Origin of the sequence: Microbacterium sp. CnD16-F (assembly GCF_024124465.1) — a bacterium.
GTDB lineage: Bacteria > Actinomycetota > Actinomycetes > Actinomycetales > Microbacteriaceae > Microbacterium > Microbacterium gawkjiense.
Genome location: NZ_JAMXSA010000040.1, coordinates 1 through 12,754 on the forward strand (window position 1 = coordinate 1; position 12,754 = coordinate 12,754).

Sequence of the window (12,754 nt, forward strand, 5' to 3'; positions counted from 1 at the left end):
CCCGGCTGGACCCCTCGCCGCTGAGCCGCGCGGTTCGCCGGACCGTTCACGGATGCAACAGATCCGACGCGACACGCGGGGGACGGATGCCGCGGCGCGGCGCGTCGGCGCGGATCCGTTGCATCCGCGCACGCGGCGGCCACCGGCATCCGCTCTCGCCGCGGAAACCGTACAGGGCCTCGCCGATAGACTGAAGGGTCGAATCCCCGAGGAGCCTTCTGCCATGACCGACGCGTCCGCGCCCACGCCCGCCGAGACGACCGAAGAGGACATCTTCGAGCAGAAGGCGGTCCGCCTCGCCAAGCGCGAGCGCCTGTTGGCGGAGCGGACGGATGCCGCCGGTGGCGCCTACCCCGTCGCGGTCCCCGTCAGTACGACGATCCCCGCGCTGCGGGACCGCTTCGCATCGCTCGAGGCGGGGGAGGAGACCGGCGAGACCGCCTCGGTCGCCGGCCGCATCGTCTTCAGCCGCAACACCGGCAAGCTCTGCTTCGCGGCGCTGCAGTCGGGCGACGGCAGCCGCATCCAGGCGATGGTCTCTCTCGCGGAGGTGGGCGAGGAGTCGTTGCAGGCGTGGAAGGAGCTCGTCGACCTCGGCGACCACGTCTCGGTGACCGGTCAGGTCATCTCGAGCCGGCGCGGCGAGCTGTCCATCATGGTCACCGGGTGGGCGATCGCGGCCAAGGCGCTGCTGCCGCTGCCGAACCTGCACTCCGAGCTGAGCGAGGAGAGTCGGGTGCGCTCGCGCTTCCTCGACCTCATCGTGCGCGACACCGCCCGCGAGACGGTCGTCGCCCGAGCGAAGGTCAACGCGTCGCTTCGTCGCACCTTCGAGGCGCACGGCTTCCTCGAGGTCGAGACGCCCATGCTGCAGGTGCAGCACGGCGGCGCTGCGGCCCGTCCGTTCGTCACGCACTCCAACGCGTTCGACACCGAGCTGTACCTGCGCATCGCGCCGGAGCTCTTCCTCAAGCGCGCCGTCGTCGGTGGCATCGACCGCGTCTTCGAGATCAACCGCAACTTCCGCAACGAGGGCGCCGACTCCACGCACAGCCCCGAGTTCGCCATGCTCGAGGCGTACCAGTCGTACAGCGACTACAACGGCATCGCCGACCTGACGCAGGAGCTCATCCAGAACGCGGCGATCGCGGTCGCCGGGTCGACGACGGTGACCTGGGCCGACGGCACCGAGTACGACCTCGGCGGTCAGTGGGACCGCATCTCGATGTACGAGTCGCTGTCGGATGCCGCCGGTCGCCGCGTCACGCCCGAGACGTCGTTCGAGGAGCTGCAGGCCCTCGCGGCCGAGGCGGGCGTCGAGGTGCCCTCGACCATCGCGACCCACGGCAAGCTCGTCGAGGAACTGTGGGAGCACTTCGTGAAGGGCGGTCTCGAGCGTCCGACGTTCGTCATGGACTTCCCGCTCGACACGTCTCCGCTCGTGCGCGAGCACCGCAGCATCCCGGGTGTCGTCGAGAAGTGGGACCTCTACGTTCGCGGCTTCGAGCTCGCGACCGGCTACTCCGAGCTCGTCGACCCCGTCATCCAGCGTGAGCGTTTCGTCGAGCAGGCGAAGCTCGCCGCGCGCGGCGACGACGAGGCGATGCGCGTCGACGAAGAGTTCCTGCGCGCGCTCGAGCACGGCATGCCGCCGACCGGCGGCATGGGCATGGGCATCGACCGCCTGCTGATGGCGATCACCGGCCTCGGCATCCGCGAGACGATCCTCTTCCCGCTCGTCAAGTGAGCGCGGGCGCGGGCGCACGGCGATGCGTCCTCGCCAGCGGAACCGTCTCGGCGATCCGAGCCGACAGCGCGTCGACCTCCGCGGGGAGGAACCGGAGTGCCCGGAAGGTGCGCGGCATCCCTGCGTAGAAGCACACGTCGGCGACGAGCGGATGCCCCGCGAGCCGGCTCGTGCCCACGATGTGCACGGCCGCGGCGGACAGCACCGTCTGCCGTTGCACGACATGGCTGACGAGGAGGACGACCCGGTCGGAACCTGTGTCGACCCGCAGTCGTGAACAGAGGACGACCGTGAGGGGCCAGGCGATCGCGAAGACGACCGCACCGGTCGCGAGGACGAGCAGCGGCGGCCACCCCAGCCCCGCGGCGACCCAGCCGGCGAGGACGGCGGCAGCGATCAGCCCGGCGAGGAGGACGACACCCGTACCGGTGGCTCGGGCACCCCGATCGCCGGTGAGCAGGCGCGTCGACGGGTCCTCGTCGAACGCCTCGTGCAGCAGGCGTTCCACGACCCGGCGGGGGAGCGACGGGAGCAGGAGGTTCGTGCCGAGCTGCGCGGCCGAGTCCGTCGTCAGAAGCGACAGCCGGACGCGTCCGAGCAGCGTCTCGACGAGGTTGCGCTGCAGCACGACGCCGATCGTCGTCGCCCGCGAGACGCTCCGGGTGTGGGTGGAGAACAGGCCGTAGGAGATCACGATCCGGTCGCCCGGCATCCGTCGCACCTCGAACGAGGCGTAGCGCACCACCGTCAGCACGAGGCCGAGCGCGACGATGCCGACGGCGATCGCCACCGCCCAGACGACCGGGGGCAGCGGCAGCCACCGGGTGAGCGCCGTGTCGGCGCCGAACATGCCCAGCGTCTCGGACACCCCCAACGCCGCGCCACCGCCGATGAGGGCGAACTGGCCGTAGACGACGCTCGCGAGCAGCAGGTGCGTCAGCCGCACCCGGTAGAGCAGGATGCCGGGCGCCGGCCGCGCCTGCTCGGCAGGCTGCTCGGCGGCCGAAACAGCCTCAGCCGTCCCGATCGCGTGCCCGGCGCGCGCCGTCACCTCGCGATGGAGGTCCTCGTCGACCGCCCACAGGTGGACCTTGGTCCGCTCGTCGCCGGCCTGGGACAGCGTGAGGACCCGCAGGTCCCACCGGGCGAAAGCCCAGGACTGCCTGCTGTCGACCGTTCCGATGTCGGCCCAGGCGAGGGACTGCTGGCGGCGCGTGAACGCACCGGTCGTCACCACCAGGTGCTCCGGGGTGAGCGCCACCCGGGTGAAGGTCCACCGCCAGATCGGTTCGCACAGGAGAACGGCGATCAGGGGGCCGAGCGCCAGCCACGCCCAGGCGCCCGGCCACACGGCCGGTCCGAAGAGATAGACGGCGCCGGCGATGACACTGCCGACGAGTTTGGGAGAGGACTCCAGGTACGACGCCGGAAGGTAGCGCAGCGGAAGACGCCGAGGGGCCGCGTCGGCGGGGACGGTCACCGCGCCGGCTCCGCCTGCGCGGTGAGCACGGTCGCACGGATGCGCTCCGCCGCGCGCGGCTCGAGCGGGCCGAGGCCCTCGACCTCGGAGATGCACGTGAATCGCACGCTCACGGCGTCGAACGCGCGCAGCAGCGGCCCCTGCACGACTTCGACGTTCAGGATCTGGGCCGTCGCGATGACGGTGGTCCGCCGCCAGAGCCAGCCGCGCGTGATGTAGACGTAGTCCGCCGTCGCGGTGTAGCTCGTGTTCTCGACCTGCTTGCGGTTGAGCCAGGGCAGTTCGATCAGCAGGGAGACGACGGCGAGGATGCCGACGATCACCCAGAGGGCCGTGCGCCACCCGGGATCGGGGAGGAAGGCGATGGCGACGGCGAGCGCCGTGGTGACGAGGACCGTGGTCGCGCCCTCGCGGACGTTGAGGTAGGTCAGCGCGCGGGGTGCCAGCACCGCGTCACCGCGGGTGCCGTGCGCAGGCGGGTATCCCGAGGACGGGGTGCTCGCGGGGACGGTCATGATCCCGATAATCCCGCACCCGCGGCGTCGGCGGGCATCCGTCCGACGTGGATTCTCGGGAGATCGAAACCTCGGTGCGCGTAAACTGATCCCGCTTCATCTCGATCCGATTCGAAGCACCCCTGGCTGGCGTCTTGACCGAGACGCCAGCCAGACCCCTTTCCGGAGGGGGCGCCGGTCATTGCACGTCGGCCCGCTGATTGCGGGCGAATCCGATGGCGAGCGGGGCGACCAGCCACAGCAGTCCGGCCGTCAGCGCCGGGCCGAGCTCGCCGGTGCCGCTGCCGGCCTCGGTGATGGCGGTCAGCCGGAACCACGAGCCGATGCCGTGCGGGACGAGCATGAGCAGCGGGTCGATCACGAATCCCTGCACGAGCGAGAACACGATGGCGATCGCGACGCGTTGCGTCGCCGCGCCGTAGGCGATACCCGACACCGTGCCGACGCCGGCGCTCCAGAGCAGGACCGCGATGCTCTCGGCATCCGCGTTCCACACGATCGTCGCCCCGGCGGCGAGCGCGAGGCCGGCGGTGAACACGACGGCCAGGACGGCGGCGACGGCGACGAGGACGGTGCACACGATGAGCGCCGTCAGGGCCTTGGCGAGGAAGACGATGTGCCGGCGCGGTTCGAGGGCGAACGTCGTGAGCACGTCTCGCGACTGCCAGTCGGCGGCCATGATGAAGATCGCCAGGATGGGGACGAACACGGTGACGGCCGCCCCCATGCCGAGGAGCGCGCCGGAGATGCTCACCGATTCCGCGTCGACGAGCAGCGCGATCGCGGCGACACCGGCGCCGACGACGACCCAGAGCGCGGCGGTGAGGCCCAGCGCCCACCGCGTCCCCCGTGTCGTGCGGACGTTCCGCAGTTCGGACCGCAGGCTGCGGCCGAAGCGGCCGGCGGTCTGCGGGGGGCTGTCAGCGAGGATCAAAGACGTCACCTTCCACTCGATACTGGCCGCGCGTCAGGCGACGGTAGAGGTCGCTGATCGACTCGCGGTCCTCGGCGAGCTCGTCGAGCACGATGCGGTCGGCGATGCAGATCTCGCTGAGGGAGCGGGGGTCGATGTCGACCGAGAAGCGCCCGTCCTCGGGACGCACGCTGAAGGGGATGCCGCGGGTCGTGAGTGCGCGTCGCAGCAGGTCGGAGTCTGCAGCGATCGCCGTCGCGTTCTTGTCGGCGGTGAGGTCGCCGACCTCGCCGGAGTAGCGGATGGCGCCCTCGCTGAGGACGACGATGCGATCGGCGAAGGTCTGGAGTTCCTGCAGGAGATGCGTCGAGACGAGGACGCAGCCGCCCGTCGTGTGCGCGTGATGGACAAGAGTCGATCGCAGCCAGTCGCCGGTCTCGATGTCGAGACCGTTCATGGGCTCGTCGAGGATGAGGTGTCGAGGCCGACCGACGAGCGCGACGGCGAGGGCGACCCGCTGCTTCATCCCGAGGGAGAGCGCGCCGAAGCGGCGACGTGCGGCAGAGGCCAGGCCGAGCGTGGCGATGAGTTCGCCGACCCGCTCGCGCGGTGAGCCGGTCAGGATGGCGGCCGTCGCGAGCGTGTCCTCGACGCTGCGCCCGGGGTGGTGGGCGCCCGGGTCGAGAAGGGCTCCGACGGTACGGCCCGGCTGCGCGAGATCGCGGAAGAGAACGCCGTCGAACGTGGTCGATCCGGCGTCGGCGATCGTCAACCCGAGCATCGTGCGCATCGCGGTCGACTTGCCGGAGCCGTTGGGACCCAGCAGGCCCGTGACGGTGCCCGCGGGGATGTCGAAGGAGACGTCGTCGAGGACGCGCTTGACGCCGTACGTCTTCGAGACGCCCCTCACGCGGATGCCGGTGTCCGGTGTCTGCGGCATGGGTCGTCTCTCCTTCTCTTTCAGGTGGTCGCGGTGTCCCGATGGGACGGCACGCACGTGGTGCCGTCCCATCGGGACAGATCTCAGCCGATGCCGAGGATCCGCAGGATGTAGTCGACGATCGTCGCGAACGAGATGCCCGCGTTGATCCACTCGAGCACGCGACGCCAGTTGTTGCGTGCCCACGCGGTGATGCGTCCGACCTGGCCGGCGACGGCACGGCCCCAGCGGCCGATGTTCGCGATGACCCACGCGATGAACCTCAGAACTGCCCCCATGATGTTTCCTCTCGATCCGTTGGTGTTTGTCAGTGACGCTGCGTTCGTGACCGCGATCGCAGCGCCGGAAGTGACGCTACCGACGGCTCGGGTCGCCGCTCTTGAGTCGAAAGGCCCCAGCGTTCGTGCGGGGGACGCAATCCGCATCCGCCTTTAGTCGCAACGGGACCGCGGAGGGTGCCGCCCCCGGATGGAATGCGCTCTCGCGCCGTATCGAGGCGCAAAGGCCGCGGCTAGGCTCCGAGGCGTTCCCACCCACATCGACGCGCGGCAGACACACGGTGCCCGTTCGTCCGCGACGTAAGGAATCCCATGGCTGACAAGAAGCGGACCGCCGCGGACGGCGCGGCCTTCGCCGCACTCTTCATCGTCGCGCTGACGGTCAACATCTGCCTGGCCGTCTTCACCGACGTCGAGGTGATCCTGCGCTGGGGGATCACCGCCGTGGCCGGCATCGCCGCCGCGGCGACGGCGTACGCGATCGTGTCGCGCCGGAGCCGTTCGCGCAGCTGAGGGACGCCGCCCCGCTCAGGGGAGTCGGATGACGCCGGTGGTCGCGGCGTAGAGGAGGACCTGCACCCGATCGCGCACGCCCCACTTCGTCATGATCCGGCGCAGGTGCGACTTGACCGTCGCCTCGGACAGGAAGAGGTCCCGCCCGATCTCGGCGTTCGACATCCCCTTGGCGAGCAGCTCGAGGACGTCGAGCTCACGACGGGAGACCTGTTCCGCGGGACTCAGTGTGACGGTCGGCTGACCCGCCGACGCACCGATCCGCCGGACGAGATCTCGGCCGGCGACCGACGACAGGACGAAGCCGCCGTGGTGTGCGCTGCGGACGGCCGCCGTGATGTGCTCGGGTTCGGAATCCTTCACGAGGAAGCCGACGGCGCCGACCCGGAGGGCGCCGGCCACTGTCTCGTCGGATCCGTAGGTCGTGATCGCGATGGTCCGCGCGGACGGCAGGTCGACCGACAACTGCTCGATCGCGCGGATGCCGTCGCCTCCCGGCATCCGGATGTCCATCAGGATCACATCGGGCTTCAGCTCGAGGCTCAGGCGGACAGCGCTCGGTCCGTCGCTCGCCTCTCCTACGACGGTCATCCCCGGTTCTGCGTTCAAGAACACCTGGAGAGCCCGTCGGACGAGAGCCTCATCGTCGGCGATGAGAACTCGGATGGGGTCCATGCGATCAGCATAGGTGCCGGTTTTGCGTCTTGCGGTGACGGGATTGCGTCTTGAGCAGGAGCATCCCCCGGCGCTCCTCGCGTCAGGATGGGCGCAGGGCGTGCCGGGAGCTCCTTCCGGCACGAAATCGAGATGGGGAGAGAAAGAATGTTCCGATGGATCCCGTTCGCGAGTCAGCCGACAAATCTGTGGACGCACCTGTGCCGGGTGCTGCGCATCTGCAACTGACCCGCGGCATGCACGGCGCAGGCGGAGCAGCCCGTGCCGTGCAGCGCGAGCTGTGGGACTACGTCCTCCCCCCGAAGGTCGCCCGCGCCATCCTGGCTCTGCTGCCCCTGCTCGCGGCGGTCGACGTCGTGTGGGCGCAGCTGACATCGGGGCCGTCGGTCTCGTGGCCGACGATCGCCGCCTCCGTGCTCACCAACGGCTCGATCATCGCGATGGCCTGGCGGCCCACGTGGGGAGCCATCGTCCTCGTGCTCGCCGGGTTCGTCGCCGTCGTCGCGGGTCAGAGCGGTGAGTATCTGACCGCGGTCGCCATGAGCATCGGGGTCGTCTTCTACTGCTGCAGCGCCGTGTTCTCGACCGCGTACGGGGTCGCGGCCGTCGCCTGGGTGGCGGCGATCGCCACGGTGCCGCCGGGTCTCGACGTCGGCGGAGTCGTGGCCGTCTTCGTCGTCGGGCTGCTGTCGGCGACGGTCGGACGGGGCCTGCGTCGCGTCGTCCGCCGGAACGTCGTCCTCGCCTCGCAGGTCGACGCGCACGAGGCGCAGCTCGACGCGGCGCTGCTGGCGGAGCGCACCCGTATCGCCGACGAGCTCCACGACGTCATCGCGCACGAGATCTCCATCACTGTCATGCACGCCCGCGTCCTGGAGCGCACGGACGACCCCGAGATCCGCTCCAGCTCGCAGCGCGCGATCGTCGCGGCATCCGCTCAGGCGCTGACCGACACGCGTCGCGTGCTGCAGCTCATCCACGGCAGGACGGGGATGGACGGCGTGACGGATGCCGGCGCCCCCGGCATCCGCCGAGAGATCGACTCCCTCGCCGAGAAGCTCCGCGACCTCGGGCACACGGTGCGGACGGAGGTCACCGGTGACGCGGCGCTCGCTGGCATCATCGAGACGACCCTCACCCGCGCCGCGCGGGAGGCGGTCACGAACATCGTGAAGCACGGCGCGCCGGCCATGACGATCGAGCTGTCGCTCGTGGTGACACCGCACACCGTCGTGCTGTCGGTGATCAACGATCCGCATCGCCCCGTGTCGGGTCAGCGCCCCGGCCCGGCATTCGGACTCGCCCGGCTTCGAGAGCGCGTCGAGGTGCTGAGCGGAACGTTCGCGGCAGGCCCTGACGAGGGTCGATGGCGCGTCCGCGTGGAGCTGCCCACCCGCTGATCAGCGTTTACGCCCGCGCCGATGCGCGTGTCTAGGTCTTGCTTTTTCGGGGTCTGAACCGGTTTAGTGGGACGGGTTCGCCACGAAGGAGTGACCGATGCCGCCGGAGACCCGTCCCACGATCGCGGATGTCGCGCGCGTCGCGGGCGTGAGCAAGGGTCTCGTCTCCTTCGCCCTCAACGGGCGGCCCGGCGTCTCGGCCGACACCCGGCAGCGCATCATGGACGTCGCCGCCGACCTCGGCTGGACCCCCAGCCTCAGCGCCCGCTCGCTCAGCGTGGGCCGCGCCTTCGCCTGCGGACTGGTGATCGGTCGGAGCCCCGACGTCATCGCGGCCGACCCCTTCTTCCCCTCGTTCATCGCCGGGCTCGAAGACGAGTTCTCCGTCACCGGACAGGCCCTCGTCCTTGCCGTCGCGAACCCGGGCCGTCAGGAGGAGGCCACCTACCGGGCGCTCGCCTCGGACCGACGCGTGGACGGCGTCATCCTCACCGACATCCGCGTCGCGGACCCGCGCATCGCGCTCCTCGCCGAGGTCGGGATCCCCGCCGTCACCCTCGGCGTCCCCGACGTCGCCTCGCCGTTCGCCTCGGTCTCGACGGACGACGGCGCCGGCATCCGTCTCGCCGTCGAGCACCTCGCCGGCCTCGGCCACCGCCGCGTCGGGCACGTCGCAGGGCCCTCCGGCATGCTCCACGCCCACCGCCGCCGCGATGCCTTCCTCGATGCCGCGGATGCCGCCGGCCTCGACGTCGTCGTCGTGGAGACCGACTTCAGCGCCGCCGACGGCGCGCGGGCGACGGCATCCCTCCTCGACGAGCCCACCCCGCCCACGGCGATCGTCTACTCGAACGACAGCATGGCCGTCGCCGGGATGGGTGTCGCCCACCAGCGTGGTTTGCGGGTCCCGGGCGACTTGTCGATCACCGGTTTCGACGACACCGAGATCGGGCGCTGGGTGCACCCGGCCCTGACGAGCGTGTCGACCGACGCCCGCGGCTGGGGCGTGACCGCCGCCCGCACCCTCCTCGCCGCGATCGCCGGCGACCCGCCCGCGCACATCGACCTGCCCGATCCCACCCTCGCCGTCAGGGGTTCGACGGCACCCCCCGCCGGCGCCTGATCGGCGTCGCACGACAGCAAGAGAGCACGACAGACAGACACGACACGAAGGAGAGAGACATGCGACGACGCATCCTCATCACGGCAGCAGCAGCCGCATCCGGTGTGCTCGCCCTCAGCGCCTGCAGCGGCGGAGGCGGCGGGGGCGGTGGTGACGACCTCGAATCCCGAGGCGACATCACCATCTGGTACTCGAACAACGAGGCCGAGATCGGCTGGGGCAAGGCGATGGTCGAGGCCTGGAACGCCGACCACCCCGACGAGCAGATCAAGGCCCAGGAGATCCCTGCCGGCGCCTCGAGCGAAGAGGTCATCGGCGCCGCCATCACGGCGGGGAACGCCCCGTGCCTCGTGTTCAACACCTCGCCCGCGGCGGTCCCCGGGTTCCAGCGGCAGGGCGGACTCGTCAACCTCTCCGAGTTCGAGGACGGCGACGACTACATCACCGCGCGAAGCGGCGACCTCGCAGAGCAGTACCGCTCCGACGACGGCGACTTCTACCAGATGCCGTGGAAGTCGAACCCGGTCATGATCTTCTACAACAAGGACCTCTTCGAGAAGGCGGGCCTCGACCCGGAGAACCCGAAGCTGTCGAGCTACGACGAGTTCCTCGACACGGCCCGCACCCTCAAGGAGAAGGGCGTCTCGGCGTACGCGATCAACCCGGCTCCCACGAGCGAGTTCTTCCAGTCGTGGTTCGACTTCTACCCGCTGTACGCCGCGCAGACCGGCGGCACCCAACTGCTCGAAGACGGCAAGGCCACGTTCGACGACGAGAACGGCAAGGCTGTCGCCGATTTCTGGCGCACGCTCTACGAGGAGCAGCTCGCCGGTAACGAGCAGTACCAGGGCGACGCGTTCGCCGACGGGTACGCCGCGATGGCGATCGTCGGCCCGTGGGCCATCAGCGTTTACGGCGATGCGATCAACTGGGGCTCGGTCCCCGTCCCCACCCAGGACGGCACCGCTCCCGAGGACACCTGGACCTTCAGCGACGCCAAGAACGTCGGCATGTTCACGGCGTGCGACAACAAGGGCACCGCATGGGACGTCCTGAAGTTCGCCACGAGCGAGGAGCAGGACGGCGCCTGGCTCGAGGCCACCGGACAGATGCCGCTGCGTCAGGACCTGACCGGCACCTACCCGGACTACTTCGCCGACAACCCCGCGTACCAGCAGTTCGGCGACCAGGCGGCCCGCACCGTCGAGGTCCCGAACGTCGTCGGCTCCGTCGAGATCTGGCAGGCGTTCCGCGACGGGTACTCGAAGTCGGTCATCTTCGGTGAGACCCCGGTCGACCAGTTCCTCTCCGACACGGCCGCCGAGGTCGACGAGCTGGCGGCGGGCTGACATGACCGCCGTCGTCCCGGGTCGCGCCGGGTCCGATCCCGGCGCGACCCGCGGTGCTCCGCCACAGAAGGACGGGCAGGATGCCGCGGGCCGCCGCGGCATCCTGCACCGGATCTTCGGCGCGCAGCCGCACGGACTGCTCTTCTCGGCGCCCTACATCGCGTTCGTCCTGGTCGTCTTCGCGTACCCGGTCGTCTTTGCGGTGTGGATGTCGTTCCAGGACTACTTCTTCGCCGCCCCCGGCGCGGAGGTCGACCGTCCGTTCGTGGGCTTCGACAACTACGTCACGGCCCTCACCGACCCCGAGGTCTGGCGCGCGTTCGGCAACGTCGGCATCTTCCTGATCATCAACGTGCCGCTCACGGTTGTCCTGTCGATCCTGCTGGCGACGGCGCTCGACCGGGTGACGAAGGCGCGGACCTTCTTCCGGGTGAGCTACTACGTGCCGTACGTCACGGCATCCGTCGCCGTCGTCGCGGTCTGGCTCTTCCTCTTCGCCCGCGGCGGACTCGTCAACAACGTGCTCGGACCGCTCGCGCCCGACCCGTCGTGGCTCGTGAACTCGGCGCTCGCGATGCCGACGATCGCGTTCTTCGTCACGTGGAAAGGGCTCGGGTTCTACATCCTGCTCTACCTCGCGGCGCTGCAGAACGTCCCCCGCGAGCTCTACGAGTCGGTCTCCATGGACGGCGGCGGAAAGCTGCGGCAGTTCTTCTCCGTGACCGTGCCGAGCGTGCGACCGGCGACCCTGCTGGTCGTGCTGCTCGCCACCATCACGGGCGCGAACCTCTTCACCGAGCCCTACCTGCTGACCGGCGGCGGCGGACCCAATGGCGCGTCGACCTCGCCGGTGCTGCTCATGTACCAGCGCGGCATCGAACAGCAGAACCCGGATGTCGCAGCCGCCATCGGCGTCGTCCTCATCGTGTTCGTGCTGGCCATCGCGGCGCTGCAGCGCAGGTTCGTGGGAGGTGAGGAGCGATGAAGCGGGCGCTCGGCTCGAAGATCGCGATGTACGTCGCGCTGTCGATCGGCGCGCTCGCGTTCCTGTTCCCCTTCTTCTACATGATCGTCGGGTCGCTGCAGACGAACGTCGACCCGACGCCGGCGGGCGCGTTCCCGGATCCGGCGAACCTCACCCTCGACAACTACGCCGCCATCAACGGGCGCATCGATCTGCTGCAGGGGCTCGCGAACTCGGGCATCTTCACCGGCGGCGTCATCCTCGGCACGATCGTGTTCGGTGTCCGCGCCGGCTACGCGCTCGCGGTGCTGCAGTGGCGCGGACGCGGGGCGACGTTCGCCCTGGCGCTGCTCGTGCAGGTCGTGCCGTTCCAGCTGCTGATGATCCCGCTGTACGTCATGATCGCGCGCGACTACGGTCTCGCCGACAGCTACCTCGGCATGATCCTGCCGTTCTTCATCAACTCGACGGCGGTGATCATCTTCCGGCAGTACTTCCTGCAGCTGCCGAAGGAGCCCTTCGACGCGGCGCGCATCGACGGCGCGGGCGAGTTCCGTCTGCTGTGGAACGTGGCGCTGCCGCTCGTCCGCCCGGCGCTGCTGACGGTCGTGCTGCTGACTTTCATCGGACCGTGGAACGAGTTCCTGTGGCCGTTCCTCATCACGAAGGATGCCGCGATGCAGCCGCTCGCGGTCTCGCTGGCGAACTTCATCTCGAACATCGCGGCATCCACGGCCAACCCGTTCGGGGCGATGATGGCCGGCGCCGTCGTGCTGGCCGCCCCCGCAGTGGCGCTGTTCCTCGTATTCCAGCGCTACTTCACCTCCAACGACCTCGGATCCGGAGTGAAAGGATGA

General features: G+C 69.8%; 13 protein-coding genes. 7 read left to right on the forward strand and 6 right to left on the reverse strand.

Annotation, left to right across the window (positions count from 1 at the left end):
- Positions 1–223 precede the first annotated feature (223 nt).
- Entirely contained in the window at positions 224–1,747 is a 1,524-nt protein-coding gene (gene lysS / locus NH287_RS10875) for a lysine--tRNA ligase (RefSeq protein WP_253035650.1), read from the forward strand.
- On the opposite strand, the gene NH287_RS10880 is transcribed toward lysS, so the two are convergent.
- The 5 genes from NH287_RS10880 to NH287_RS10900 all read right to left on the reverse strand — a co-directional run bounded on the left by NH287_RS10880 (position 1,740) and on the right by NH287_RS10900 (position 5,873).
- Complete coding sequence (locus NH287_RS10880; protein WP_253035629.1) at positions 1,740–3,227, reverse strand: PH domain-containing protein; 1,488 nt, start codon at positions 3,225–3,227, stop codon at positions 1,740–1,742. The genes lysS and NH287_RS10880 overlap by 8 nt on opposite strands.
- Positions 3,224–3,742 carry a PH domain-containing protein gene (locus tag NH287_RS10885; protein ID WP_253035630.1) on the reverse strand — a complete coding sequence of 173 codons (519 nt, stop codon included), beginning with the start codon at positions 3,740–3,742 and terminating at the stop codon, positions 3,224–3,226. Before NH287_RS10885 ends, NH287_RS10880 begins: the two co-directional genes overlap by 4 nt.
- A gap of 178 nt (positions 3,743–3,920) precedes the next feature.
- Positions 3,921–4,685 (reverse strand): ABC transporter permease, encoded by a 765-nt coding sequence (locus NH287_RS10890; protein ID WP_253035631.1) that lies wholly within the window; start codon positions 4,683–4,685, stop codon positions 3,921–3,923.
- Complete coding sequence (locus NH287_RS10895; protein WP_253035632.1) at positions 4,663–5,595, reverse strand: ATP-binding cassette domain-containing protein; 933 nt, start codon at positions 5,593–5,595, stop codon at positions 4,663–4,665. Before NH287_RS10895 ends, NH287_RS10890 begins: the two co-directional genes overlap by 23 nt.
- An 83-nt stretch (positions 5,596–5,678) precedes the next feature.
- A complete protein-coding gene (locus tag NH287_RS10900) occupies positions 5,679–5,873 on the reverse strand; it encodes an aureocin A53 family class IId bacteriocin (RefSeq protein WP_018185747.1) in 195 nt (64 codons plus the stop codon).
- A 312-nt stretch (positions 5,874–6,185) separates the two neighbouring features.
- Between NH287_RS10900 and NH287_RS10905 the strand changes: the two genes are divergently transcribed.
- Entirely contained in the window at positions 6,186–6,386 is a 201-nt protein-coding gene (locus NH287_RS10905) for a hypothetical protein (RefSeq protein WP_018185746.1), read from the forward strand.
- Between the two features lie 15 nt (positions 6,387–6,401).
- Here the strand turns inward: NH287_RS10905 and NH287_RS10910 are convergent, their stop codons facing one another.
- Entirely contained in the window at positions 6,402–7,061 is a 660-nt protein-coding gene (locus NH287_RS10910) for a response regulator transcription factor (RefSeq protein ID WP_253035633.1), read from the reverse strand.
- Positions 7,062–7,216: 155 nt separating this feature from the next.
- Here NH287_RS10910 and NH287_RS10915 point away from each other — a divergent pair, with 155 nt between their 5' ends.
- The 5 genes from NH287_RS10915 (at position 7,217) to NH287_RS10935 (ending at position 12,754) form a co-directional block, all read left to right on the forward strand.
- Positions 7,217–8,461 (forward strand): sensor histidine kinase, encoded by a 1,245-nt coding sequence (locus tag NH287_RS10915; RefSeq protein WP_253035634.1) that lies wholly within the window; start codon positions 7,217–7,219, stop codon positions 8,459–8,461.
- Positions 8,462–8,558: 97 nt separating this feature from the next.
- Positions 8,559–9,584 (forward strand): LacI family DNA-binding transcriptional regulator, encoded by a 1,026-nt coding sequence (locus NH287_RS10920; RefSeq protein WP_253035635.1) that lies wholly within the window; start codon positions 8,559–8,561, stop codon positions 9,582–9,584.
- A gap of 59 nt (positions 9,585–9,643) precedes the next feature.
- Complete coding sequence (locus NH287_RS10925; protein ID WP_253035636.1) at positions 9,644–10,933, forward strand: extracellular solute-binding protein; 1,290 nt, start codon at positions 9,644–9,646, stop codon at positions 10,931–10,933.
- A 1-nt stretch (position 10,934) separates the two neighbouring features.
- On the forward strand, positions 10,935–11,918 hold the full coding sequence (locus tag NH287_RS10930) for a carbohydrate ABC transporter permease (protein ID WP_253035637.1): 984 nt from the start codon (positions 10,935–10,937) through the stop codon (positions 11,916–11,918).
- On the forward strand, positions 11,915–12,754 hold the full coding sequence (locus NH287_RS10935) for a carbohydrate ABC transporter permease (protein ID WP_253035638.1): 840 nt from the start codon (positions 11,915–11,917) through the stop codon (positions 12,752–12,754). The genes NH287_RS10930 and NH287_RS10935 overlap by 4 nt, the downstream gene beginning before the upstream one ends.

Excerpts from the sequence above, each read along its gene's own strand:
- NH287_RS10905 (WP_018185746.1), top strand. The coding sequence starts at position 6,186 with ATGGCTGACAAGAAGCGGACCGCCGCGGACGGCGCGGCCTTCGCCGCA.
- NH287_RS10930 (WP_253035637.1), top strand. The coding sequence starts at position 10,935 with ATGACCGCCGTCGTCCCGGGTCGCGCCGGGTCCGATCCCGGCGCGACC.
- NH287_RS10900 (WP_018185747.1), bottom strand. The coding sequence starts at position 5,873 with ATGGGGGCAGTTCTGAGGTTCATCGCGTGGGTCATCGCGAACATCGGC.
- NH287_RS10915 (WP_253035634.1), top strand. The coding sequence starts at position 7,217 with ATGGATCCCGTTCGCGAGTCAGCCGACAAATCTGTGGACGCACCTGTG.
- NH287_RS10935 (WP_253035638.1), top strand. The coding sequence starts at position 11,915 with ATGAAGCGGGCGCTCGGCTCGAAGATCGCGATGTACGTCGCGCTGTCG.
- lysS (WP_253035650.1), top strand. The coding sequence starts at position 224 with ATGACCGACGCGTCCGCGCCCACGCCCGCCGAGACGACCGAAGAGGAC.
- NH287_RS10895 (WP_253035632.1), bottom strand. The coding sequence starts at position 5,595 with ATGCCGCAGACACCGGACACCGGCATCCGCGTGAGGGGCGTCTCGAAG.
- NH287_RS10885 (WP_253035630.1), bottom strand. The coding sequence starts at position 3,742 with ATGACCGTCCCCGCGAGCACCCCGTCCTCGGGATACCCGCCTGCGCAC.
- NH287_RS10920 (WP_253035635.1), top strand. The coding sequence starts at position 8,559 with ATGCCGCCGGAGACCCGTCCCACGATCGCGGATGTCGCGCGCGTCGCG.
- NH287_RS10925 (WP_253035636.1), top strand. The coding sequence starts at position 9,644 with ATGCGACGACGCATCCTCATCACGGCAGCAGCAGCCGCATCCGGTGTG.
- NH287_RS10910 (WP_253035633.1), bottom strand. The coding sequence starts at position 7,061 with ATGGACCCCATCCGAGTTCTCATCGCCGACGATGAGGCTCTCGTCCGA.